General features: G+C 71.1%; 22 protein-coding genes. 20 read left to right on the top strand and 2 right to left on the bottom strand.

The features are described 5' to 3' along the window. Positions 1 to 505 precede the first annotated feature (505 nt). From ACH35V_RS20070 to ACH35V_RS20040, 7 genes are all read left to right on the top strand, one after another. A complete protein-coding gene (locus tag ACH35V_RS20070) occupies positions 506 to 1,798 on the top strand; it encodes a M20 family metallopeptidase (protein ID WP_395974739.1) in 1,293 nt (430 codons plus the stop codon). A 198-nt stretch (positions 1,799 to 1,996) separates the two neighbouring features. Continuing rightward, the gene (locus tag ACH35V_RS20065) at positions 1,997 to 3,055 is read left to right on the top strand and encodes a BMP family protein (RefSeq protein WP_395974270.1); all 1,059 of its coding nucleotides are present in this window, start codon (positions 1,997 to 1,999) and stop codon (positions 3,053 to 3,055) included. 142 nt (positions 3,056 to 3,197) lie between these two features. Next, positions 3,198 to 4,727, top strand: coding sequence for an ABC transporter ATP-binding protein (locus ACH35V_RS20060; RefSeq protein WP_395974268.1), 1,530 nt, complete (start codon positions 3,198 to 3,200; stop codon positions 4,725 to 4,727). A 20-nt stretch (positions 4,728 to 4,747) separates the two neighbouring features. After that, positions 4,748 to 5,983, top strand: coding sequence for an ABC transporter permease (locus ACH35V_RS20055; protein WP_395974266.1), 1,236 nt, complete (start codon positions 4,748 to 4,750; stop codon positions 5,981 to 5,983). Further along, positions 5,980 to 7,335, top strand: coding sequence for an ABC transporter permease (locus tag ACH35V_RS20050; protein ID WP_395974264.1), 1,356 nt, complete (start codon positions 5,980 to 5,982; stop codon positions 7,333 to 7,335). The genes ACH35V_RS20055 and ACH35V_RS20050 overlap by 4 nt, the downstream gene beginning before the upstream one ends. Before the next feature lie 4 nt (positions 7,336 to 7,339). Next, on the top strand, positions 7,340 to 7,744 hold the full coding sequence (locus tag ACH35V_RS20045; RefSeq protein WP_395974262.1) for a cytidine deaminase: 405 nt from the start codon (positions 7,340 to 7,342) through the stop codon (positions 7,742 to 7,744). A 4-nt stretch (positions 7,745 to 7,748) separates the two neighbouring features. Further along, positions 7,749 to 9,017, top strand: a complete 1,269-nt coding sequence (locus ACH35V_RS20040; RefSeq protein ID WP_395974260.1) for a thymidine phosphorylase — start codon at positions 7,749 to 7,751, stop codon at positions 9,015 to 9,017. A gap of 4 nt (positions 9,018 to 9,021) precedes the next feature. On the opposite strand, the gene ACH35V_RS20035 is transcribed toward ACH35V_RS20040, so the two are convergent. After that, positions 9,022 to 9,765 (bottom strand): siderophore-interacting protein, encoded by a 744-nt coding sequence (locus tag ACH35V_RS20035; protein WP_395974258.1) that lies wholly within the window; start codon positions 9,763 to 9,765, stop codon positions 9,022 to 9,024. A 94-nt stretch (positions 9,766 to 9,859) separates the two neighbouring features. Here ACH35V_RS20035 and ACH35V_RS20030 point away from each other — a divergent pair, with 94 nt between their 5' ends. Together ACH35V_RS20030 and ACH35V_RS20025 are read left to right on the top strand one after the other, a co-directional pair. Beyond that, positions 9,860 to 10,576, top strand: coding sequence for a TetR/AcrR family transcriptional regulator (locus ACH35V_RS20030; protein WP_395974256.1), 717 nt, complete (start codon positions 9,860 to 9,862; stop codon positions 10,574 to 10,576). Between the two features lie 90 nt (positions 10,577 to 10,666). Then, positions 10,667 to 12,523, top strand: coding sequence for a Xaa-Pro dipeptidyl-peptidase (locus tag ACH35V_RS20025; RefSeq protein ID WP_395974254.1), 1,857 nt, complete (start codon positions 10,667 to 10,669; stop codon positions 12,521 to 12,523). On the opposite strand, the gene ACH35V_RS20020 is transcribed toward ACH35V_RS20025, so the two are convergent. Further along, positions 12,501 to 12,854 (bottom strand): hypothetical protein, encoded by a 354-nt coding sequence (locus ACH35V_RS20020; RefSeq protein ID WP_395974252.1) that lies wholly within the window; start codon positions 12,852 to 12,854, stop codon positions 12,501 to 12,503. The genes ACH35V_RS20025 and ACH35V_RS20020 overlap by 23 nt on opposite strands. 606 nt (positions 12,855 to 13,460) lie before the next feature. Between ACH35V_RS20020 and ACH35V_RS20015 the strand changes: the two genes are divergently transcribed. The 11 genes from ACH35V_RS20015 to ACH35V_RS19965 all read left to right on the top strand — a co-directional run bounded on the left by ACH35V_RS20015 (position 13,461) and on the right by ACH35V_RS19965 (position 23,273). Beyond that, on the top strand, positions 13,461 to 14,240 hold the full coding sequence (locus tag ACH35V_RS20015; protein ID WP_395974250.1) for a FadR/GntR family transcriptional regulator: 780 nt from the start codon (positions 13,461 to 13,463) through the stop codon (positions 14,238 to 14,240). Beyond that, positions 14,237 to 15,661 carry an acyclic terpene utilization AtuA family protein gene (locus ACH35V_RS20010; RefSeq protein ID WP_395974248.1) on the top strand — a complete coding sequence of 475 codons (1,425 nt, stop codon included), beginning with the start codon at positions 14,237 to 14,239 and terminating at the stop codon, positions 15,659 to 15,661. The genes ACH35V_RS20015 and ACH35V_RS20010 overlap by 4 nt, the downstream gene beginning before the upstream one ends. Then, a complete protein-coding gene (locus ACH35V_RS20005) occupies positions 15,658 to 15,975 on the top strand; it encodes a hypothetical protein (RefSeq protein WP_395974246.1) in 318 nt (105 codons plus the stop codon). Before ACH35V_RS20010 ends, ACH35V_RS20005 begins: the two co-directional genes overlap by 4 nt. Before the next feature lies 1 nt (position 15,976). Further along, positions 15,977 to 16,435, top strand: a complete 459-nt coding sequence (locus tag ACH35V_RS20000; protein ID WP_395974244.1) for a MaoC/PaaZ C-terminal domain-containing protein — start codon at positions 15,977 to 15,979, stop codon at positions 16,433 to 16,435. Continuing rightward, positions 16,428 to 17,573, top strand: a complete 1,146-nt coding sequence (locus tag ACH35V_RS19995) for an acyl-CoA dehydrogenase family protein (protein WP_395974242.1) — start codon at positions 16,428 to 16,430, stop codon at positions 17,571 to 17,573. Before ACH35V_RS20000 ends, ACH35V_RS19995 begins: the two co-directional genes overlap by 8 nt. A 15-nt stretch (positions 17,574 to 17,588) precedes the next feature. After that, positions 17,589 to 18,602: an LLM class flavin-dependent oxidoreductase gene (locus tag ACH35V_RS19990; RefSeq protein ID WP_395974240.1), complete on the top strand. Its 1,014-nt coding sequence runs from the start codon at positions 17,589 to 17,591 to the stop codon at positions 18,600 to 18,602. A 39-nt stretch (positions 18,603 to 18,641) separates the two neighbouring features. Further along, on the top strand, positions 18,642 to 19,778 hold the full coding sequence (locus ACH35V_RS19985; RefSeq protein WP_395974238.1) for an ABC transporter substrate-binding protein: 1,137 nt from the start codon (positions 18,642 to 18,644) through the stop codon (positions 19,776 to 19,778). 64 nt (positions 19,779 to 19,842) lie between these two features. Further along, on the top strand, positions 19,843 to 20,733 hold the full coding sequence (locus ACH35V_RS19980) for a branched-chain amino acid ABC transporter permease (protein WP_395974236.1): 891 nt from the start codon (positions 19,843 to 19,845) through the stop codon (positions 20,731 to 20,733). 50 nt (positions 20,734 to 20,783) lie between these two features. Then, positions 20,784 to 21,803 (top strand): branched-chain amino acid ABC transporter permease, encoded by a 1,020-nt coding sequence (locus ACH35V_RS19975; RefSeq protein ID WP_395974234.1) that lies wholly within the window; start codon positions 20,784 to 20,786, stop codon positions 21,801 to 21,803. Next, positions 21,800 to 22,591, top strand: a complete 792-nt coding sequence (locus tag ACH35V_RS19970; RefSeq protein WP_395974232.1) for an ABC transporter ATP-binding protein — start codon at positions 21,800 to 21,802, stop codon at positions 22,589 to 22,591. The genes ACH35V_RS19975 and ACH35V_RS19970 overlap by 4 nt, the downstream gene beginning before the upstream one ends. Further along, a complete protein-coding gene (locus ACH35V_RS19965) occupies positions 22,578 to 23,273 on the top strand; it encodes an ABC transporter ATP-binding protein (RefSeq protein WP_395974230.1) in 696 nt (231 codons plus the stop codon). The genes ACH35V_RS19970 and ACH35V_RS19965 overlap by 14 nt, the downstream gene beginning before the upstream one ends. Positions 23,274 to 23,283 lie beyond the last annotated feature (10 nt).

The following is a 23,283-nucleotide window of genomic DNA, read 5'->3' as shown; positions in this document are numbered from 1 at the left end:
GGAACCGGCCGTCCCGGGGAACCAGCCCGGCGCCGCCGTCCCCGCCCGCGAGGCGGCTCCGGCCCACGAGGCGCCTCCCGCGGCGCCTCCCGCCCGCGAGCCCGTTACCGGACGCGAGGTTGAACACGTTTCCGAGCGCGTTTCCGGACGCGAGGTCGAACGCAAGGCCGAACGCAAGGCCGACTCGAACCAAGACAACACGGTGACAACAGGGCGGAGGCCCTCCGGCTCCGCCGTCGCACAGGGGGCGCACATGACACATCCGAGGCCCGGGGTGATGCCCGGCCTTGAACCACCCACCGCCTCGGGGCCCGCGGGCTCCGGGGGCCGCGACGAGGCGGTTCCGCCGTCGGGGATGGTGGCGCGTGACACGGTGTCGGCGGCGGGGAGCCCGCCCGGCGGCAAGGACGTCCCAGAGGACATCCCAGGGAACATTCCAGGCGAAACCGTCCAGGAGGGAACGGTCCCGGACGAAACTCTTGCGCAGGAGTCCGTGACGGGCGAGATGGTCCCCGGTGCCCCGGCGCCGGGCGCGGCGTCCGCGGGCTCGGCGGTGCTCGGCGGCGCGGTGCTGCAGCCGCAGCTCGACGCCTTCCTCGCCGCGCACGAGGACGAGCTGATCGCGTTCCGCCGCGACCTGCACATGCACCCCGAGCTGGGGTACTCCGAGCACCGCACGACCAAGAGGCTCGCCGAGCGGCTGCGCGCGGCGGGCCTGAAGCCGGTGATCCTCCCCAAGGGCACCGGCCTGTTCTGCGACGTCGGCCCCACGGACGGCAGCACGGTCGCGCTGCGCGCCGACATCGACGCGCTCCCCCTCCAGGACGAGAAGTCCGACGTCCCGTACCGGTCGACGGTCCCGGGCGTCGCGCACGCGTGCGGCCACGACGTCCACACCGCGATGGTGCTGGGCGCGGGCCTGTTCCTCGCGCAGCAGGCGGAGGCGGGGCTGCTGCCCGGCCGGGTCCGGCTGCTGTTCCAGCCCGCCGAGGAGACCCCGGGCGGCGCGCTGGACGTGATGGCCGCCGGCGGCATCGTGGGCGTCGACCGGGCGTTCGCGCTGCACTGCGACCCCCGCATCGAGGTCGGCCAGCTCGGGCTGCGCACCGGCCCGATCACCGCGGCCTGCGACAAGGTGTACGTGAAGGTCACCGGGCCCGGCGGGCACACTGCCCGGCCGCACCTGACCGCCGACCTCGTCTACGCCCTCGCCAAGATCGTCACCGAGCTGCCATCCGCGCTGTCCCGCCGCGTCGACCCGCGCTCCAGCCTGTCGCTGGTGTGGGGACGGGTGTCGGCCGGGTCCGTCGCCAACGCCATCCCCGACGACGGGATCGCGGAGGGGACCGTCCGCTGCCTGGACGACGACGCCTGGCACCGCGCCCCCGAGATGATGAAGGCGCTGCTCCAGTCGGTCGCCGCCGCCTACGACGTGGAGGCTTCGCTGGAGTACGTCCGGGGCGTCCCGCCGACCGTGAACGAGGCGGCGAGCGTGCAGATGTTCCGGGACGCCGCCGCGCAGGTCATGAGCGAGGAGGGCGTCGTGCCCACCCCGCAGAGCCTCGGCGGCGAGGACTTCGGCTGGTACCTGGAGTCGATCCCCGGCGCGCTGGCCAGGCTCGGCGTCCGCACCCCCGGCTCGCCCGGCGAGTACGACCTGCACCGCGGCGATTTCGACGTCGACGAGCGGTGCCTCGCCGTGGGCGTCCGGGTGCTGAGCGCGACGGCGCTGACCGCGCTGTGGGAGGGCGGGCGTCCCGGCGACGCCGAACCGATCGAGGGTGCGGCGCTGGCCTGATCCTCCCCCCGCTGACCTGCGGCGCTGACCGGCCGCGCGGACCCGAGGCGAGATGCCTACGCCTTGGTAACGGACGGATTGCGAATCAGTGCAAGCGGGAAGTTTGCACTGATTCGCGAGGTACCGTCCGATCGATTTCGGTGGCCGGTCGACCGGAGCGGCCACCGTCCCGTGGGTGGGGAACGGAAGGAGCGCACCTTGCGCCGTGGACTGAGAATTTCGCTCGTCACCGTGACGGGTGCTGCGCTGCTGATCAGCGCTTCCGCCTGCGGTGGCAAGAAGGCCGAGACCGGCGGCGGGGGCGAGGACGGCAAGAAGACCCTGAAGATCGGTCTGGCCTTCGACATCGGCGGGCGCGGCGACCAGTCGTTCAACGACTCGGCCGCCGCGGGGCTCGACCGGGCCAAGAAGGACCTGAACCTCCAGACCGAGGAGATCTCCGCCAAGCCGGACGAACCGGACGCCGACAAGGAGTCGCGCCTGCGGCTGATGGCGAACAAGGGATACAACCCGGTCATCGGGGTCGGCTTCGCCTACACCACCTCGATCGTCAAGGTCGCCAAGGACTACCCGAACACCAAGTTCCTCGTCGTGGACGCCGACCAGTGCAAGGTCGAGGGCGCGAACGTCCTCGGCGCGTGCTTCTCCGAGGAGCAGGGGTCCTACCTGGTCGGCGCCGCCGCGGCGCTGAAGTCCAAGACCGGGACGATCGGGTTCATCGGCGGCGTCAACGTGCCGCTGATCCAGAAGTTCTTCGCCGGTTACCAGGCCGGGGCGAAGAAGGCCAAGCCGGACATCAAGATCCTGCCGCCGAAGTACCTGACGCAGCCGCCGAACTTCAACGGGTTCAAGGACACCGGCCTCGGCAACGAGGCCGCCAAGGGCCAGCTCGACCAGAAGGCGGACGTGATCTACCACGCGGCGGGCGGCGCCGGCATCGGCGTCATCAAGACCGTCGGCGCGGCCGGCAAGTGGGCCATCGGCGTCGACTCCGACCAGTACAACCAGCCCGCCGTCGCCGGCGTGAAGGAGCAGATCCTCACGTCGATGATCAAGCACGTGGACCTGGCCGTGTACGAGTTCGTGGAGAGCGTCTCGAAGAACACGTTCCAGGCGGGCACCAAGCAGTACGACCTGAAGAACGACGGCGTCGGCTACTCGCCGTCCGGCGGCCACGTCGACGACGTCAAGGCCAAGCTGGACGAGCTGAAGGCCGGCATCGTCAACGGCACGATCAAGGTCCCGACCAAGGCGTGACGCGTGCCGGGCGCGGGCCGCGTCCGGGTGCCCCCGCAAGGGGCCGCGACCGGGCCCGTTCCGCACGGCCGTAATCGTGCACCGGGCGTCACCGATCGGGTGACGCCCGGTGCGGTCCCGGGTCAAGAGGAGGGGGCGACTCGTGCCCGACCAGGTGCCGGCCGTGCGGCTGACATCCATCACCAAGCGGTTCCCCGGCGTGGTGGCCAACCACGACGTCGACCTCACGATCGAGCGCGGCGAGGTGCACGCGCTGTGCGGTGAGAACGGCGCCGGCAAGTCCACGCTGATGAAGATCCTCTACGGGATGCAGCGGCCGGACGAGGGCACGATCGAGGTCGAGGGGCGGCAGGTCTCGTTCCGGACCCCGGCCGACGCGATCGCCCGCGGCATCGGCATGGTCCACCAGCACTTCAAGCTGGCGGACAACCTGACCGTCCTGGAGAACGTGATCCTCGGCGCCGAGCCCCGCACCTGGTACGGGGGCATCGACTTCGCCGCCGCCCGCGCCAGGATCGAGGAGATGTCGCGGGCGTACGGGCTGCAGGTCGCCCCGGACGTGCTGGTCGAGACGCTCGGCGTCGGTCAGCGGCAGCGCGTGGAGATCCTCAAGGTGCTGTACCGGGGCGCCCGCGTGCTGATCCTGGACGAGCCGACCGCCGTCCTGGTCCCGCAGGAGGTCGACGAGCTGTTCGGCAACCTGCGGGAGCTGCGCGCCGAGGGCCTGACCGTGCTGTTCATCTCGCACAAGCTGGACGAGGTGCTCGCCGTCGCCGACACGATCTCGGTGATCCGCCGCGGCACGACCGTCGCGACCAGGCTCGTCCCGCGCGAGGTCACGTCGCGGCGGCTGGCGGAGCTGATGGTCGGGTCGGAGCTGCCGACGCCGGAGCTGCGCGAGTCCACGGTCACCGAGGACGTCCAGCTCGACGTCTCCGGGCTGAAGGTGCTCACGCCGGAGGGCCGTCCCGTCGTGGACGGCGCGTCGCTGCGCATCCGGCGCGGCGAGATCGTCGGGCTGGCGGGAGTCGAGGGCAACGGGCAGACCGAGCTCATCGAGGCGATCATGGGCATCCGGCACTCGGACGCCGGGACGATCCGCTACGGCGGCGACGACATCACCCACTGGGCGACCCGGCGGCGCCGCGAGGCGGGGATCGCCTACATCCCGGAGGACCGGCACCGGCACGGGCTCGTCCTGGAGGGGACGCTCTGGGAGAACCGCATGCTGGGCCACCAGACGCAGCCGCCGAACGTCCGGGGCCCGTGGATCGACCGGCGCGGCGCCCGCCGCGACACGACCCGGATCGTCCAGGCGTACGACGTCCGGACGCCGGGGATCGACGTGCCCGCGGCCGCGCTGTCCGGCGGCAACCAGCAGAAGCTGATCGTCGGGCGGGAGATGTCCGGCGAGCCGCACCTGCTGATCGCCGCGCATCCGACGCGCGGGATCGACGTCGGCGCCCAGGCCGCCATCTGGGACCACCTGCGGCAGGCCCGCGCGGACGGGCTGGCCGTGCTGCTGATCAGCGCCGATCTTGAGGAACTCATCGGTATGTCCGACACCCTGCACGTGATCTACCGGGGACGGCTGGTCGCGGAGGTCGATCCGCAGACCGTCACCCCGGAGGAACTGGGCTCCGCGATGACCGGCGCCGGGGCCGGTTCATGAGCGACCCGAAGGACCCGGGCATGAGCGACCCGGAGGAACCGGTGGACCTGTCCAAGGAGGAGCAGCCGCCGGGGGTTCCGGAGCCGGTGCCGGCGTGGAAGGCGATCATGCAGGGGCTGGGCCCGGCCGGGCTGGCGCTGCGGATCGGCTCGCCGCTGCTGGCGCTGCTGATCTCCCTGGTCATCACGATGATCCTGCTGCGGATCACGGGCGCCGACCCGTTCAGCTCCGTGCAGAGCATGATCGACTACGGCACCAGCGAGAACTCGATCGTCGACATCGTCAACCGGGCGACCCGCTACTACCTGTCGGCGGTCGCGGTGGCGATCGGGTTCCGGATGGCGCTGCTGAACATCGGCGTGGACGGCCAGTACCGGCTCGCCGCGTTCCTCGCCGCCGTGCTCGGCGGCGCGCTCACCCTCCCGGCGCCGTTCGGGCAGCTGCTGGTGATCGTCGCGGCGATGGTGGTCGGCGGGCTGTGGGCGGCGATCGCGGGCGTGCTGAAGGTGACCCGCGGGGTCAGCGAGGTGCTGTCCACGATCATGCTGAACGCGATCGCGACCGGCGTGATCGCCTACCTGCTGAACGACCAGCGACTCGCCGAGCTCCGGCCGGGCAGCAACAACGTCGCGACGCCGAAGATCCCGGAGGACGGCCGCGTCGGCTCGCTCAACGGCTTCCTGTCGGCCGTCGGGATCGACCTGCCCGGCGAGGTGTACGGGCTGCTGCCGCTCGCGATCGTCGTCGGCGTCGTGTTCTGGGTCGTGATCAACCACACCAGGTTCGGGTTCGACCTGAGGGTGTCGGGGCTGTCCACGTCCGCGGCGCAGGCCAGCGGCGTCAACGCCCGCCGCATGATCGTCTACACGATGGTCGCGTCCGGGGCGCTGGCCGGGCTGATCGGGATGCCGGAGCTGCTCGGCGCGTCCCACGAGTACTCGCTGAACTTCCCGCCGGGCCTCGGCTTCACCGGCATCACGATCGCGCTGCTCGGCCGCAACCATCCGGCCGGGATCGCGCTCGCCGCGCTGCTGTTCGCGTTCCTCGACCAGACCTCCGACATCCTCCAGGAGGTGGACGTGCCGAAGGAGATCGTCGGGGTGATGCAGGGCGTGGTCGTGCTGACCGTCGTCATCGTGTACGAGCTCGTCCGGCGCTGGGAGATCCGGCTGCAGCAGCGCACCGTCGCGGTGGAGCTGGCCACCGGCCACGACCTGGCCGGCGAGGCCACGGGGACCACGGGGAGCGCCTCATGAGCATCGCGACCGGGACGGCGGCCCTCAAGAAGGCCGCGAACGGCAAGCGCAAGCTGCGCTGGCCGCACTACCTGCTGATCGCCTCGGGGCTGCTCGTCCTGCTCTCGCTCGTCCGCGTGATCGACGACGCGACCCCGGTGACGTCCAGCGGGACGGTCAGCGCCTCCCTCCGCCTCGCCGTGCCGATCTTCCTGGCGGGGCTCGGCGGGCTCTGGTCGGAGCGCGCCGGAGTGATCAACATCGGGCTCGAGGGCATGATGATCCTCGGCACCTGGACGGGCGCCTGGGCCGGCTACCAGTGGGGCCCGTGGATCGGCGTCCTCGCGGGGATCATCGGCGGCGCGCTCGGCGGGCTGCTGCACGCGATCGCGACCGTGTCGTTCGGCGTCGACCACATCGTGTCCGGTGTCGCGATCATCATCCTCGGGGTCGGGCTGACGCAGTTCCTCGCCGGGCTGGTCTTCGACAAGGGCGAGGCGAAGGCGCTCGGCGGCGGGCCCCGGCAGTCCCCGCCCGTCGACTCGATAGACACGCTCACCCTGCCGGTGCTGTCCGGCGGGAAGATCGGCGGCTGGCAGAGCCCCGACTGGCTCGGCTCGCTGGAGGACCGGCACTGGTTCCTGCTGTCGGACCTGGCGGGCATCCTGCGCGGGCTGACCAGCGAGATGTCGCTGCTGACGTTCGTGGCGCTGCTGCTGGTGCCGCTCAGCTTCCTGATCCTGTGGCGGACGTCGTTCGGCCTGCGGATCCGCTCCTGCGGCGAGGACCCCTACGCCGCCGAGTCGCTCGGCGTGCGGGTCTACCGGATGAAGTACGCGGCCGTGATCATCTCCGGCGGGTTCTCCGGGCTGGCGGGCGCTTTCCTCGTCACGGTCGCGGGCAACCTCTTCCAGGACGGCCAGACCAACGGCCGCGGCTTCATCGGCCTGTCCGCGATGATCTTCGGCAACTGGCGTCCCGGGGGCCTGATGGCGGGGTCGCTGCTGTTCGGCTACACCGACGCGATGAACGTCCGGGGCGGCGGCGAGTCCGTCCACGCGCTGCTGCTGTTCGTGACGATCCTGCTGGTCGGCGTGGCGGTGTGGCAGGCGGTGCGCGGGACGCGGCTGCGGCCGGAGGCGGTGACCGATCTCGGCCACCGCGAGGTCCGCAACGCCTACCTCAGCTCCGTGGTGGCCCTGGTCGCGGCGGCCGGGCTGCTCACCTGGTTCCTGATGAGCGAGCTCGTCCCCGGCGAGCTGGTCTCGTTCACGCCGCACCTGGTGACGCTGCTCGTCCTGGCACTGGCGAGCCAGCGCCTCCGCATGCCCGCCGCGAACGGGCTCCGCTACCGGCGCGGTGAGGCACGATAAGGCAATGGAGATCGACTGGCCTGCCCTGCGCGACGCCGCGCGGGAGGCGATGAAGCGCGCCTACTGCCCGTACTCCGGTTTCCCGGTCGGCGCCGCCGCGCTGGTGGACGACGGCCGGATCATCAGCGGCTGCAACGTCGAGAACGCCGCGTACGGGGTCGCCCTGTGCGCGGAGTGCGGCGTCGTGTCGGCGCTGCACGGCCCCGGCAAGTCGGAGGACCCGCGCCTGGTCGCGGTGGTGGTCGTCGACCGGCACGGCAACACGCTGATGCCGTGCGGCCGCTGCCGCCAGCTCCTCTGGGAGTTCGGCGGCGCGTCGATGCAGATCGAGACGACGAAGGGCATCCTGCCCATGTCGGACGTCCTGCCGGACGCGTTCGGCCCCGACGACCTGATCAAGAGGGTGTGATCGATTGGACGCCATCGACGTCATCCGCGCCAAGCGGGACGGCGCGACCCTGACCCTCGGCCAGATCGACTGGGCCGTCGACGCCTACACGCGCGGCGCGATCGCCGAGGAGCAGATGGCGGCGCTGGCGATGGCGATCCTGCTCAACGGCATGGACCGGGCCGAGGTCGCCCGCTGGACGGACGCGATGATCCGCTCCGGCGAGCGGATGGACTGGTCGGCGCTGGACCGTCCGACCACCGACAAGCACTCCACCGGCGGCGTCGGCGACAAGATCACCCTGCCGCTGGCGCCCGTGGTCGCGGCGTGCGGGGCGGCCGTCCCGCAGCTGTCAGGACGCGGCCTCGGCCACACCGGCGGGACGCTCGACAAGCTGGAGTCGATCCCCGGCTGGCGGGCGTCGCTGTCGAACGCGGAGATGCTGGACGTGCTGCGCGCGGCCGGCGCCGTGGTCTGCGCGGCGGGCGGCGGCCTGGCCCCCGCCGACCGGAAGCTGTACGCGCTCCGCGACGTGACCGGCACCGTGGAGTCGATCCCGCTGATCGCGTCCTCGATCATGTCGAAGAAGATCGCAGAGGGGACGGGCGCGCTCGTCCTGGACGTCAAGGTCGGCTCCGGCGCGTTCATGAAGACGGTAGAGGACGCCCGCGAGCTGGCCGAGACCATGGTCGCGATCGGCACGGACAACGGCCTGCGCACGACCGCCCTCCTCACCGCGATGGACCGTCCGCTGGGCAACGCGGTCGGGAACGCCGTCGAGGTCGCGGAGTCGGTTGAGGTGCTCGCCGGGGGAGGCCCGCCGGACGTGGTCGAGCTGACCCTGACCCTCGCCCGCGAGATGCTCGCCGCCGCCGGGCTCACCGCGAAGGACCCGGCCGACGCGCTCAAGGACGGCTCCGCCATGGACGTCTGGCGCCGCATGATCACCGCTCAGGGCGGCGATCCCGACGCGCCGCTCCCGTCCGCCCGCGAGACCCACACGGTCACAGCGCCGTCCTCCGGCGTCCTGACCAGCCTGGACGCCTACGGCGTAGGCGTGGCCGCCTGGCGGCTGGGCGCGGGCCGGGCCCGCAAGGAGGACCCGGTCTCGTTCGCCGCGGGCATCACCTGCCACGCCAAGCCAGGCGACACGGTCAGCGAAGGACAACCCCTCCTCACCCTCCACACCGACGACGAGACCCGCCTGCCCCGCGCCCTCGAATCCCTGGACGGCGCGTACGAGATCGACGGCACGGAAACCCTGCACCCCTTGGTCATCGACCGGATCTCCTAGCCGGTCAGTGCAGGCCGCGCTTGCCGGGCGTCCAGAACGGCTTGACCTTGACGGACGTGCGCGGCCACCCTCGGTCGCGCACCAGGTGGTCGCGGACCATCTGGCACGTCCGAGCCTCCCCGGCCACGTAGGCGGCGCCCGGCCGCTCGGGAAGATCGAGCTGTGCCACGGCGTCGAGCATGACCTTTGACGACGCCGCGGGCGCGCCTTCCCGATGCACGCGGTGCAGCCGGTGCGGGCCGGGGAGCGGCGGGTCGAGTTCGGGCGTCTCGCTCTCCAGCACCCCGTGGACCTGCGCGGACGCGTCCAGCTCTCGCAGCATCGGGCCGAACGCGACCGACGCCGTCTCCTCCCCGACGAACACGTGGTAGTCCGCGTCCCGGACGGCGAAGTCCCCCTGCGGCCACCAGAACGTCACTGTGTCGCCGGGCTTCACGTCCAGCGCCCACCTGAGCCCGATGCCGTCGCCGTCGTAGAGGTGCGCGCGGAGTTCCAACTCCCGCGCGTCCCGGTCGAACTCCCAGATGGTGTAGCTGCGGAGGGTCTCCACGGGACGCAGCAGCCCCTGCAGCGAGAGCGGGTCGTTGATCTGGATCCGGACGTGCTGGCCGGGCGAGTAGCGGAACTCGATCGGCGCCTCGGCCACCAGCCGGATGCTCTTCATCGTCGGCGTGACGTCCCCGACGCCGACGACCGCCGCGTCCATCGCGTACTTGCCGACCAGCCGGTTCAGCGGGTTACGGGCCATGACTCCTTACCTCCTCTAGAATGATTTAGAGGTATTAAGGAAACATAGAAGCCCTAGACTGTCAACGCCCATCGACGACACCGGGAGGACGCCCATGAGCCCCAGCCGCCGCGACCGGCTCCGGCGGGAGACCCTGGCGGAGATCCGCGAGGCGGCGCGCACGCTGCTGACCACGCGAGGCTCCGCCGCGGTGACGATCAACGCCGTCGCGCGGGAGGTCGGGATGAGCGGCCCGGCGCTCTACCACTACTTCTCCGGACACGACGAGCTCGTCCAGGCCGTCACCGCCGACTTCTTCGCGGAACTGGGCGCGGAGATGCGGGCCGCCCGCGACGCCCAGCGCTCCGGCGGCGGCACCATCTCCGCCCGCCTGCTGGCGACCTGCCGCGCCATGCGGGGCTGGGCGATCGCGCACCCCGCCGAGTTCGGCTGGATCTTCACCAGCCCCGTCCCGGCCGCGGTCACCCGCAGCCCCGACTCCGCCCGCAACCTGGCCGGACGCGACTTCGAGCGGGTCTTCCAGGAGGAGATCGCGACGCTGTGGGAGACGAGCCCGTTCCCGATCCCGGACGACCTGCCGCCCGCCGTCCGCGCGCAACTGCGCGCCTACATCGACAAATTGGGCGTCAAACTGCCGGTCGAGGCCGTCTACGTGACGACGTCCTGCTGGATCAGGCTCTACGGACTTCTGTGCATGGAAGTCCTGAATCAGCTCGACTACATCTACACCGACGTTGAACCCATTTTCGAGGAATGCCTCAAGGACATGGCCGGGCTGCTCGGACTCGACTACGAGCCGCCACCGGCCTGACCGGCTGCTTTGTGAACAATCACCGTTGACGGACGTTCGCGCCGCTCTGGGAAGCTGATCAGGTTTGTTTCAATGATCAAGGAGCGGATGTTGAGAGCCTCACTTCTGCCCGTCGCGGCGCTCGCGGGCGTGACGACCTTGGCGGCAGGCGCCTTGTCGTTGCCCGCCCACGCCGAGACGGCACGTCCTCACATCGTCGTGAAGGACGGCAAGACGCAGCCCGTCTTCTCCTACAAGGACGCCATTCGCGAGAAACTGTTCGTCGAGACGAAGGTGGACAGCGACGGGGACGGAAAACGCGACCGCGTATCCGTCTACGTCACCCGCCCGAAGGAGACGAACACCGGACTCAAGGTCGCGTCCATCATCGAGGGCAGCCCCTATTACGGCGGCCTGCACGACACCCCGTACCACCCGGCCGACGTCACCGACTACCCGCGCCTGGCACCGTGGACGCCCCCGGCCGGCCCACCCGGCGCGCCGAACTACGCGTTCCCCTATTACGACAACTATTTCGTCTCCCGCGGCTACGCCTTCATCGCCGCCGACACCCTCGGCACGGGCGACTCCGACGGCTGCCCCACCGCCGTCGGCCCGAACGAGGCCCAGGGCATGAAATCCGTCGTCGAATGGCTCACCGGCGACGCCGTCGCATACGACGCGAACGGCGAGAAGGTCGACGCGAACTGGTCGACCGGGAACGCTGCAATGGCGGGCAAGTCCTACGACGGCACCCTCCCTCTCGCCGCCGCCGGCACCCGCGTCCGCGGCCTCAAGACCGTCGTCTCCATTTCCGGCGTCTCCAACTGGTACGACGAATACCGCGCCAACGGCGGCGTGGTCGCCCCCGACGGCTGGGCGGGCGAGGACCTGGACCTGCACGCCAAGGTCGTCCTGTCCCGCAAGAACCCCGCCGTCTGCGCGCCCGCCATGCGCGACATCGAAAAGAAGATGGACCGCGTCACCGGCGACTACAACCGCGCCTGGGACGACCGCAACTTCGCCAAGCAGGCGCCGCATTTCCGCGCCAGCGTCTTCATGACCAGCGGCCTCGCCGACTGGAACGTCAAGCCCCTCCAGATGTCCCTCCTCTGGGACGGTCTGAAGAAGGCCGGCGTCAACCGGAAACTCTGGATTCACCAGGCCGCCCATGACGAGCCCCTCGACGTCCGCCAGAGCGCATGGCTCGACGCCCTGAACCTCTGGTTCGCGCACGAGCTCTATGGCGTCCGCAACGACATCATGCGCCAGCCAAAGGTCGACCTCGAACGCACCCCCGGCAACTGGGAAACGCACCGCGACTGGCCCGCCCCCTCGGCCCGCCCCGTCCGCCTGGGCCTCAACAATGACGGCCTAGGAAAGCCCGGCAACGGCACCCAGCACCTCGTCGACGACCCGTCCCGCAAGGCCGAAGAACTGGCCGCCAAGCCGGACGAGTCCGACCCCAACCGCCTGATGTACCTCACGCCCGAGCTGAAGGAATCGGTCAAGCTCAGCGGCACGGCCCAGGTCAAACTCCGCGCCGCCATCAATGGCAAGTCGCCGTACCTGTCGGCCATTCTGGTCGACTACGGCACCGACGAGCGCGTCTCCGGCTACGTCCGGACGAACGACACCTGGTGCTACGGCGACTCGATCCCCACCGACCAGGGCTGCCGGGCCGTCCGCAAGTACACCACCGAGGTCAGCCCCTTCAAGATCGTGACGCGGGGTTGGATGGACGTCCGCAACCGCCACTCGATCTCGCACAGCATCCCGGTCAAGCCCGGCGAGGAGTACACGTTCTCCTGGCCGATGCAGCCCTACGACTACGTCTTCAAGAAGGGCCACCGCATCGGCCTGATGATCCTCGCCACCGACCACGCCTACACGCTCCGCTACCCCGCAGGCACCAAGGTCGACGTCGACCTGCGAGGAAGCACCCTCACCCTCCCTCTAACCCGCTGACGGCCGGACGGCCCCGCCACCCGGCGGGGCCGTCCCCTTTACACCGCCCCCCGGCCAGCCCCACCACAACACCCTCGACGTTCCACACCGCCGCGACCGGCCGCCCGTCACTCCAGGTGAACCACCACGCCGCCCGGACGTAGTCGCACCCCACCTCCACCAGCCGCCCCGACCCGCCGACCCGGACGACGCTCACCCACGTCACCCCGCGCCGCTCGATCAGCCCACAGGCCAACTCCCGCCGCGCCTCCACCGCGTCCCGCAGCGCGCCCAGATGCACGAGCTGCCCGTTGGGCAGGACGCTGCCCGCCGCACGCTTCCCAACGCTCACACCTCTCACCTCCGTGAAAGCGGCGATGGCGAACCCGCCACCGTCGTGATCACAGACTCCTGACCTGCGCCCACTCCGCCTCCCGGACCAGCGCCTCGGTGTCCGGCTGCCGCTCGGGCGAGCGATATCGCCCGTGCCATCGGCTGTCTGCATTTGCGTCGAGCTGCGGGCGGTTGGAGCCCACCGGGTTCGGTCATGCCCTCCACAGCGGAGTGGTCATGGCAGCTGAGGTGGGAGAACCATCACGATGATTCCTCCTGGCAGGGACGTTTTGATGAGGACGTAGAGCAAGCCGCTGGCCGCGGGCGGGGGAGCGTCTGCCGGTGGCGGTGTGGACGGCGGCGTAGACCGCCGAGGTCCTTGTCACCATCAGTGACCTTCGCCTGTACGCATTGCGCGGGGGAGCGGCGGGCTGTGCTGGTGCGGGAGTCCGGGAACCTGACCCGGGCGTGGTTACTGGGTCTTTGGTGAGATCTGCGCCGGTGGTCCGGCGAGCCGTCGCTGCTCGACACTCGAGATCTGGTTCGTCTGGTGAGGGGCTTGACGGGGGTGGAGGTCAGGATATACCTGTTATCAACAGATCATCTGAGGATAAGAGGTATAGGGATGGCCGATCGGTCCGGGTGGCCTGTGGAGGGGCGGTTTCTCGACAAGGTCGTCGAGACGCCGACGAGCTCGGCCATGCTGCTTGCCGAGCGGGTGCGCAAGGAGATCTACCTGCGCCGTCCCGCTCCGGGGACCCACCTCTTCGGGCTGGCCGAGCTGGGCAAGCGGGCGGGCTGCGGGCCGAGCGTGGTGCGTGAGGCGCTGCAGCACCTGAGTGCGGACGGCCTGGTCGAGATCCGCCGCGGTCCCAAGGGCGGGGTGTACGCGCGGGAGGTCGGCGCGGAGATCGTGGCCAAGTCGCTGGGGACGCTGGTGTCGGTGAACGCGATCCCGCGGCGCACCCTCATCGAGGCCCGGCTGGAGATCGAGGCGCTGTGCGCTCGGCTGGCGGCGTCGCACGCGACCGAGCGGGATCTGAGCAGGCTGCGGTCCTCGGTGGAACGTGCCAAGGAGATCGGCGCCGACTCGGCCCGGTTCGCCGAGGAGAACATCGTCTTTCACACGGCGATCGCCGAGGCGACGCACAACGAGATCATCATCGCGCTCACCCAGTCGGTCCGGGACGTGTTCTTCGAGGAGACCGTCACCTTCGACTACCGCCCGGAGGCCCTGCGGGAGGCCCTGCGCGCGCACGAGCGCCTGGTCGAGCTGATCGCTGCCGGCAAGGAGGAGGAGGCGAACCGGCTGATGAGGGTCCATGTCCACGAGTTCAACGTCTACGTCCTGGACAGCGGTCAGGCGTCGCCCGCGTCCGGCGAGCCCGGGGGTGACCGCCCATGAGCGCCAAGAGCGTACGGATCGGGTCTGGGTCGGCGTACTGGGGGGACGCCGTCGAGCCCGCGGTCGAGCTCGCCGAGCGCGGGGACGTCGAGTACATCGCCTTCGACCTGCTGGCCGAGCTCACGATGAGCATCTTCCAGCGGGCCCGGATGCGCGACCCCGCCAAGGGGTTCATCCGCGACACCGTCCAGATCCTGGAGCGGGTGCTTCCGGCGGCGGCCCGGCGCGGCGTTCGGCTGATCATCAACGGCGGCGCGGCGAACCCGGAGGCCGCCGGACGGGCCGTCCGGGCGCTGGCCGACGACCTCGGGCTGCCGGACCTGAGGATCGCCACCGTCACCGGCGACGACATCCTCGGCCGGCTCGACGAGCTGGCGGACGGCGGGTGGGCGCCGGTCAACCTGGACACCGGTGAGCGCGGGCTGGACGGCATCCGCGACCGGCTCGTCGCCGCGCACGCCTACATCGGGTCGGAGGCGATCGTCGCGGCGCTGGCCGAAGGCGCCGACGTGGTGGTGACCGGACGGGTCGCCGACAGCTCGCTGTACGTCGCGCCGATGATGCACGAGTTCGGGTGGAGCTTCGACGACCCCGACTGGGACCGGCTCGGAGCGGCCGTCACGCTGGCGCACATCGTGGAGTGCTCGGCGTGCTGCACCGGCGGCATGTCCAACCAGTGGGAGTCGGTCCGCGAGCCGTGGCGGATCGGTTTCCCCATCGTCGAGGTCACCGACGGCCCGGACGGCGTCCGCGGGGTGATCGGCAAGGTGCCCGGATCCGGCGGCCTGGTCAACGAGTGGACGATCAAGGAGCATCTGCTCTACGAGGTGCAGGACCCGGCGAACTACCTGATGCCGGACGCGGTCGCCGACTTCACCACGCTGGCTCTGCGCGACCTCGGCGGCGACCGGGTCGAGGTCACCGGGATGTCCGGACGCCCCCGCCCGGGCACGCTGAAGGCGCAGCTGGGCTTCGAGGACGGCTGGCTGGCCGAGGGCCTCGTGGTGCAGACCTGGCCGCGGGCGCTGGACAAGGCCCGGCACGCCGAGCGGTTCCTGCGGCGGCGCTACGAGGACCTGAAGGTCGGCATCGACACCCTGGACGTGTCGTACCTCGGCCTGAACTCCGTCCTGGGCGGCACGGCCCCGGTCCCGGCCGATCTCGATCCGCCGGAGGTCTGCCTGCGGGTGGCGGCGCGCACCCCGACCCGGGCGGACGCCGACGCCGTCCGGCGCGAGATCACCCACCTGTGGACGCTCGGGCCGGTGGGGAGCGCCTTCGGATCTCCGATGCCGCTCAGGCAGGTGGTCGGGCTGTGGCCGACGCTGGTGCCCCGCGCGGCCGTGCGTCCCGTCCACTCTTTCGTGGACGGCGCTCAAACCGGGAGCGCCCGCACGGAGAGTGCGGTGAGCGGGTCATGAGCACCGGACGGCTGGCGGACATCGCCTATGCCCGCTCGGGCGACAAGGGCGACACGTGCAACGTCGGACTGATGGCCAAGAGCCCCGAGCTGTACGCCCGGCTCCTCGCCGAGATCACCGAGGAGCGGGTGCGCGAGCACCTCGGCGACCTGGTCCGCGGCCGCGTCGACGTCCACCGCCTGGACAACCTGCACGCGCTCAACGTCGTGCTGCACCGCGCCCTGGCGGGCGGCGCCACCCGCAGCACCAGGTTCGACCAGACCGGCAAGGCCATGTGCATGGCCCTGCTGCGGCTCCCGCTCAGAGAGGACTGACATGCTGCTCGCACCGGCCGACGAGGTGAGCGTCGGCGACGTCACGCCGGCCCGGGGACGCACCGTCACCGAGACCGACGTGGTGTCGTTCTGCTACCTCACCGGCAACTGGCTGGAGATCCATTCCAACACCGAGCTCGCGTCCAGGACGGAGTACGGGCAGCGGGTGGTGCAGGGAAGCCTGGTGTTCTCCATGGTGCCCGGCCTGGTGTCCTGGGATCCGCGCTACACCCGTGCGTTCTACGGCGTCGATTCGCTGCGGTTCGTCAGGCCGGTGTTCATCGGCGACACCATCACCGCGCGCATCCGCGTGGCGGACAAGGAGGACCGGGACGCCGACAGCGCGGTGGTGACCTTCGCGGTCGAGGTCGTCAACCAGCGCGACGAGGTCGTGCAGGTCTGCCGGATGCGCATCCTCGGACGCCGCCGCGCCCTGGAGGGGGTGGACGCGCGTGGATGACTTCCTGCTGACCCCCGAGCAGATCGCCTGGCGGGACACCGTGCGCGACTTCGTGGACAAGAGCATCACCCGCGAGTACGTCCGCGAATGCGACCAGGAGCGCCGCTACCCCTACGAGGCGTACCGCAAGGTCGCCGATCAGGGCTGGTTCGGGCTGCTGGTCCCCGAGGAGGACGGCGGCACGGGGTTCGACCTGTTCGCGGTCGTGCTGCTGCTGCAGGAACTGGGCCGCTACAGCGTGGACTTCGGCGCCGCGTTCGCGGTGCCCGCGTTCACCGTGGGGAACATCGTCCACCACGGCACCGCGGAGCAGCGGCGGCGCTACCTGCCCGACTTCGTGGCGGGGGACGTCAGGTTCTCGATCTCGATCACCGAGCCGGAGGCCGGGTCGGACGTCGCCGCGGTGAGCACCCGCGCCGTCCGGGACGGCGACGGCTTCCTGATCAACGGCGTGAAGATGTACTCCTCGGCGGCGCACGCCGACAACAACGTCATGTGCGTCCTGGCGAGGACGGATCCGGACGCCGGACGCCGCGACGGGCTGAGCCTGCTGCTGGTGCCCGCCGACACCCCGGGCATCTCGATGACCCGGCTGCCCACCGTCGCGCGCCGCGCCACGGGGACCAACCAGGTCTTCTTCGACGACGTCCGGGTGCCGCACGAGGCGCTGGTCGGCGAGGCGGGCGGCGGCTGGCGGCTGATCACCGAGCATCTGGAGTTCGAGCGGCTGACGATGGCGGCGATCTACGCCGGGAACGCCCAGCAGGCGGTCGCCGACACCGTCGCCTACGCCACCACCCGCGAGCAGTTCGGACGTCCGATCTCGAAGTTCCAGGTCATCAAGCACACGCTCGCGCAGATGCAGACCGACGCCGACATCGCTAGCCAGCTCGTGTACCGGGCGGCCCGCAGCCTGGACCTGGGCCGGACGTCGCTGCGGGAGGTGAGCATGGCCAACCTGATGGCGGCCGAGCTGCTCTACAAGGTGGCCGGCGAAGGCATGCAGATCCTCGGCGGGGCCGCGCAGCTCCCCGAGGCCGATTTGGAACGTTACTGGCGCGAGGGCAAGCAGGCCATGGTCGGCGGCGGGACCTCGCAGATCCAGCGTTCCATCATCGCCCGCACGATGGGCCTGTGAAGGCCGGGAGGTCCCATGCGCACCGGAGTCCTGTTCACCCCGCCAGCGCCGGCGCAGGTCGCCGCGCTGGCCCGAGAGAGCGAGGCCGCCGGGTTCTCGCTGTTCGCCCTCGGCGACTCGCAGTCCCTGTTCCGCGAGGTCCACACCTCGCTGGCCGTCGCCGCCGGAGCCACGTCGCGCATCACGCTCGCGACCGGGGTGTCGAACCTGATCACGCGGCATCTCGCCGTCAGCGCCAGTGCTGCCGCCACGTTGCAGGAGATCTCCGGCGGACGGTTCGTCCTCGGCCTCGGCACCGGCGACAGCGCGGTCTACAACCTCGGGCTCACCGCGATGCGCCGGGACGAGTTCGCGGCGTCCATCGAGTCGCTGCGCGGCCTGCTGCGCGGAGAGGACGTCACCCACCAGGGCATGGACATCCACGTCCGCTGGGCCGACCATCGCGTGCCGATCTACGTCACCGCCGAGGGGCCGAAGATGCTCCGCCTGGCCGGACGGATCGCCGACGGCGTGATCGTCGGCGCCGGGCTCCTCCCGGAGGTGATCGCCGGCTCGCTGGAGCACCTGGCCGCGGGCGCCGCGGAGGCCGGACGGACCCTGGCCGACATCGACGTGTGGTTCTTCGCCAAGGCCAACCTCGCCGGCACCGACGCCACCGCGGTACGCGAGATCGCGATGGCGCTGGCGGCGAGCGCCAACCACTCGTTCCGCTTCCACCGCGAGGGCAAGTGGCTGCCGCCGGAGCTCGTCCCGGCGATCGAGCGGCTCGTCGACCGCTACCAGCCCCGGGAACACGAGCAGCTCGGCGACACCGTCAACGCCCGGCTCACCGACGAGCTGGGCCTCACCGACTACCTGGCCGCGCGGTTCGCCGTCGCGGGGACGCCGGACACGGTCCGCGCCCGCCTCGGCGAGCTGGCCGCGGCCGGGGCGTCCCAGATCCTGCTGGCGGGCATCACGCCCGATCCCCTCGGATTCGTCCGCCGCTGGGCGGACGAGGTCGCCCCGTCCCTGGTCACCGCCCCGTGATACCGGGAAAAGCCTGCTAGCCCGGAAGGACGACGAACGATGCCCCCACCCCGACCCCGCATCGGCCTGATCCTGACGTCCCTGCTCCTGCTCACCACCATCGCTACGGCCTGCGGTGGCGGGTCCGGCTCCGACCGCGCGCTGAAGGTCGGCATCATCGCGCCCCTGTCGGGCGCGCTCGCCGAGGACGGCAGCGCCTACGAGCAGGCGGCGAGGGCCGCCCTGAAGGAAGGCGAGAAGTCCCTCGGCCGTCCCATCGACGTGATGACCTACGACGAGGCGAGCAAGACCCGCGAGGCAATCAACGGGACCCGGCGGCTGATCCAGCGCGACGAGGTGGACGCCCTCCTGTCCGGCAGCACCAGCGGCAACTTCCTGGCGTCCCGGCAGCTCATCGACCGGGCCGAGGTGCCGGTGCTGACCATCGCCACCGCCACGACGGTGGTCGAGGACAACGCCGGCTGGACGTTCCGCGTCTCCCAGCCGCTCTCCGCCCGCAACGCCGACAACGCCCGGTTCGCGGTCGAGCAGGTCAAGGCCAGGAGCGCGGCCTTCCTCCAGACCAACGACGAGTCGCAGCGCGCCTTCGCCGCCTCGGTGCGCGAGAAGCTCCGTTCGGCCGGGGTGGACGTCCTCTCCGAGCAGTACTTCCAGTACGGCGACACCGACTTCTCGCCCTACCTCGTCAAGCTCCGCTCCAGGCAGCCGGACGTGGTCTTCCTCGGCTGCGAGGTGACGCAGTGCGCCACGATCCTCAACCAGGCGCACGCCGCCGGAATCGACGCCGACTTCGTCCTGCCCACCGCGGCGGCGTCGGACGAGTTCCTGCATGACTTCGGAAGGGTGTCCCAGGGCGCGTACGTCCAGACCATCTACGCGCCTGGCGCGGTGCCCACCACGCAGCGGTTCGAGCAGACCGCGGCACGCGGCGGCTTCCCCGCCTCCTACTACTCCATCGTCGGTTACATCGAGGCCGCGGTCCTGGTAGAGGCCGCTAAACAGGCCGGCTCCACGGACCCGGCGAAGATCCGCGACGCGCTCGCGAAAGGCGCCTTCCAGTCCCCGCTGGGCCGGATCAAGTTCCTGCCCAACGGCCAGGCCGCGGTGGGCGGATACGTCGCACAGATCACCGGCCCGCGCTACGTCCACCGATGGACGCCGCACGGCACGACCTGACGGGGGCACGGGGGACGGGGGCACGACTCAGCCAGGGGGCGGCCGCGACGAGGAGGACAGGCCGATGCAGAACTTCGTCAACACACTGATTCTCGGACTGACGCTGGGCGGGATCTACGCGCTGACGGCCGTCGGGTTCACCATGGTCTACGGCGTCGCGAGGATCGTGAACTTCGCGCACGGCAGCCTGTACATGCTGGGCGCCATGCTGACCTGGGCCATGATCTCGGCTGGGCTGCCGTACTTCCCGGCGCTGGCCGCCGCGGCCCTGCTGATCGGGCTGGGCAGCGTCCCGGTCCTGCGGTTCTCGGTCGGACGGGTCCTGCGCTCGGGCGCCGAGGTCGGGCTGCTCGGCACCTTCGGGGTGGCGCTGATCCTCGACCAGACGGCGTTCCTGATCTTCGGCGGCGCGCCCAAGTCGGTGCAGGGCACCTTCGACTTCCTGATCGAGGTGGGCCCGATCCGCACGACCGGGCAGCGGCTGGCGGTGCTGGTGCTCGCGGTCGTGGTGATCACGGCGGTGGCCGTCGCGGTGCACCGCACGAACTGGGGACGGCAGCAGCGGGCGGTGATGCAGGATCCGGACCTCGCCCGCGTCTCCGGCGTCGATCCCCGCTGGGTACGGGCGTCGACGTTCCTGGTCAGCGGCGCCCTGGCGGCGCTGGCGGGCGGCCTGATCGGCCCGCTGTTCGCGATCAGCACCACGATCGCCGTGGCCGCCCTGCTCAAGGCGTTCATCGTCACCGTCATCGCCGGCGTCGGCAACATCAACGGGGCGGTGCTCGCCGCCATGGGGATCGCGCTGGCCGAGGTGTTCGGCAGCGCCTACATCTCCACCGGCTACCGGGACGCCTACGCCTACATCATCGTGCTGGCGGCCCTGGCCGTCCGCGCCCGGCGGCCGCGGGACGGCCGGACGCGCCGCCGGGCCCTGACCCCGGAGGTGGCGAAATGAACCCGACGCGAGCGAACCCGATGCGAGCGATACGGCGACCGTCCCGGACCGTGCGGTCCTGGAACGTGCGGTCCTGGAACGTGCCACGCCCGCTGCTGATCGCCTGCGCCGCCGTGCTCGTCGCCGCGCCGGCGTCCGACGGCAGCGGATTCCTGGTCTCGGTCGCGACGCTGACGGCGATCAACGCCGTGTTCGCGCTGAGCCTGACACTCGTCTACGGCATGGGCGGGATGATCTCCCTGGCCCAGGTGGGTTTCGGCGCGGTCGCCGCCTACCTCGTCGTTCTGGGGACCCAGAAGGAGGGGTATCCCTTCGTCCCGGTCCTGCTGGTCGCGCTCGCCGCGGTCGTGGTGCTGGCGCTGGTGCTCGGCCTGCCGGTGACTCGCCTCTCCGGTATCTACTTCCTGACGGCGACGTTCGCGTTCACCGAGGTGCTCAGGCTCGTCGCGGTGAACTGGACGCCCGTCACCGGCGGGCAGATCGGGACGGTCATCGAGTACGAGGGGCTGACCCGGCTGCCGGGCGCCGCCGCGTTCGGAACGTTCCTGTCGCCCGACCTCGCCGACTACATGGCGGCCCTGGTGCTGCTCGCGCTCACGGTCTGGGTCGTGTGGAGCTACCGGCAGTCCCGGTCCGGGCGCAACCTGATGTCGCTGCGGGACAACGAGCGGCTCGCCACTGCGCTGGGCGTCCGGGCCGTGCCGGAGCGCCTCATGGCGTTCGCGGTGAGCGCCGTCATCGCCGCACTCGGCGGGGTGTTCCTGGCCTACTACAACGGGATCGCCGACTCCACCTCGATGAACGTCACCCAGTCCATCGACCTGCTGATCATCGTGATCGTCGGGGGAGTCCAGTCGATCAGGGGCGCCGTCGTCGGCGCGGTGGTGGTGACGGTCGTCCCCGAACTGCTGCAGCTGTCGGTCGACCTGCGCCCGATCCTCTACGGCCTGCTGCTGATCGCCTTCGCCACCCGGCTGCGCCTGGGCATCGTCGGCGAGCTGCAGCGGCTCTGGCGGGCGCGCTCGTCCGCCGGCCCCCGCACGCCTCTCGCGGAAGGAGCCCCGTCGTGAGCGAACTGCTGAGGGCCGAGGCGCTGAGCCGGTCGTTCGGCGGCCTGCGGGCGGTGCACGAGGTGTCGCTGCACGTCCGGCCGGGCGAGATCGTCGGGCTCATCGGCCCGAACGGCGCCGGCAAGTCCACGATCGTCGACCTGCTCGCGGGCGGGACGGCGCCCGACTCCGGCGCGGTACGGCTGCTCGGCGAGGACGTCACCGGCCTGCCCCCGCACGAGCGCGCCCGCCGCGGGCTGATCCGCACGTTCCAGCAGAGCGGCACCTTCCCGATGCTGGGCGGACGGGACGTGATGATGGCCGGGCTCTCGGCCCGCAGCACCGACTCCTTCGCGTCCTGGCTGCTGACCCCGTGGCGCGCGCGCCGCCGCCGGCAGGAGACCGCCGGCCGGGCCGCCGACCTGCTCCGCGCGGTCGACCTCGAAGGGACGCCGGTCACCACGCCGGTCGGGCTGCTGCCGCCGGGCGTGAACCGCATGCTCGGCTTCAGCGTGGCGATGGCCGGGGACCCGAAGGCCCTGGTGCTGGACGAGCCGTGCGCCGGCCTGGCGCCGTCCGCCCGGTCCGTGCTGTCCGAACGCATCAGGGAGATCGCCGACTCCGGGGTGGGCGTCCTGCTCATCGAGCACGACGTCGCCTTCATCATGCGGACCTGCGCGCGGGTCGTCGCGCTCGACCACGGTGAAGTGATCGCCGAGGGCGGCCCGGACGAGGTCCGCGCCGATCCCGCCGTGCGGCGCGCGTATCTGGGAACCACCGATCTGGGAGCCACCGATGCTGCGTCTTGACCAGGTCACCGCGGGCTACGACGGCGTCCCCGTGGTCGGGCCGATCACGCTGGACGTCACGGCGGGCGGGGTCACCGTCCTGCTCGGCGCCAACGGGGCCGGCAAGACCACCACGCTCGACGCCGCGGCCGGGCTGATCCCGGTGATGTCCGGCTCGATCGAGTTCGACGGCCGTCCGGTGACCCGGCTCTCCGCCCCGCGGCGGGCCCGCGCCGGAATGTGCTACGCGCTGGAGGGGCACCGGATCTTCCCGGAGATGACCGTCCAGGAGAACCTCCGGCTGGCGGCGTCCGGCCAGCGCCGGGCGTCCCGCGCGGTCTGGGACGAGTGCTTCGAGCTGTTCCCCATCCTGGCCGAGCGCGGGGAGCAGCGCGCCGGGCTGCTCAGCGGCGGCGAGCAGCAAATGCTGGCGCTGGGCCGGGCGCTGCTCGGCGACCCCAAGGTGCTGATCCTCGACGAGCCCTCGCTGGGCCTGGCCCCGAAGATCATCGACCAGGTCTACGGCGCCATCCGGCGGCTGACCGGCAGCGGCCGGACGATCCTGCTCAGCGAGCAGAACGTCGGCCACGCATTGGAGATCGCGACCTCGGTCAACATCCTGGAGCGCGGCTCGCTCGCCTTCACCGGCCCACCGGACCGGCTCCGCGACGACGACCGGCTCAAGGCCGCCTACCTCGGCTAGCGAAAGGACA

It is taken from the genome of Actinomadura sp. 1N219, assembly GCF_044326405.1.
Taxonomy (GTDB): Bacteria; Actinomycetota; Actinomycetes; order Streptosporangiales; family Streptosporangiaceae; genus Spirillospora.
Note: the sequence above shows the minus strand (reverse complement) of the source record. Positions and strands in the feature narration are given on the sequence as shown.

Bases quoted from the DNA above. Each gene is read 5' to 3' on its own strand.
- ACH35V_RS20005 (WP_395974246.1), top strand. From the start codon at position 15,658: ATGAGCACCGGACGGCTGGCGGACATCGCCTATGCCCGCTCGGGCGAC.
- ACH35V_RS20070 (WP_395974739.1), top strand. From the start codon at position 506: ATGGTCCCCGGTGCCCCGGCGCCGGGCGCGGCGTCCGCGGGCTCGGCG.
- ACH35V_RS19980 (WP_395974236.1), top strand. From the start codon at position 19,843: ATGCAGAACTTCGTCAACACACTGATTCTCGGACTGACGCTGGGCGGG.
- ACH35V_RS20030 (WP_395974256.1), top strand. From the start codon at position 9,860: ATGAGCCCCAGCCGCCGCGACCGGCTCCGGCGGGAGACCCTGGCGGAG.
- ACH35V_RS20050 (WP_395974264.1), top strand. From the start codon at position 5,980: ATGAGCATCGCGACCGGGACGGCGGCCCTCAAGAAGGCCGCGAACGGC.
- ACH35V_RS19965 (WP_395974230.1), top strand. From the start codon at position 22,578: ATGCTGCGTCTTGACCAGGTCACCGCGGGCTACGACGGCGTCCCCGTG.
- ACH35V_RS19985 (WP_395974238.1), top strand. From the start codon at position 18,642: ATGCCCCCACCCCGACCCCGCATCGGCCTGATCCTGACGTCCCTGCTC.
- ACH35V_RS20010 (WP_395974248.1), top strand. From the start codon at position 14,237: ATGAGCGCCAAGAGCGTACGGATCGGGTCTGGGTCGGCGTACTGGGGG.
- ACH35V_RS20055 (WP_395974266.1), top strand. From the start codon at position 4,748: ATGAGCGACCCGGAGGAACCGGTGGACCTGTCCAAGGAGGAGCAGCCG.
- ACH35V_RS20045 (WP_395974262.1), top strand. From the start codon at position 7,340: ATGGAGATCGACTGGCCTGCCCTGCGCGACGCCGCGCGGGAGGCGATG.
- ACH35V_RS20035 (WP_395974258.1), bottom strand. From the start codon at position 9,765: ATGGCCCGTAACCCGCTGAACCGGCTGGTCGGCAAGTACGCGATGGAC.
- ACH35V_RS19990 (WP_395974240.1), top strand. From the start codon at position 17,589: ATGCGCACCGGAGTCCTGTTCACCCCGCCAGCGCCGGCGCAGGTCGCC.
- ACH35V_RS20015 (WP_395974250.1), top strand. From the start codon at position 13,461: ATGGCCGATCGGTCCGGGTGGCCTGTGGAGGGGCGGTTTCTCGACAAG.
- ACH35V_RS20000 (WP_395974244.1), top strand. From the start codon at position 15,977: ATGCTGCTCGCACCGGCCGACGAGGTGAGCGTCGGCGACGTCACGCCG.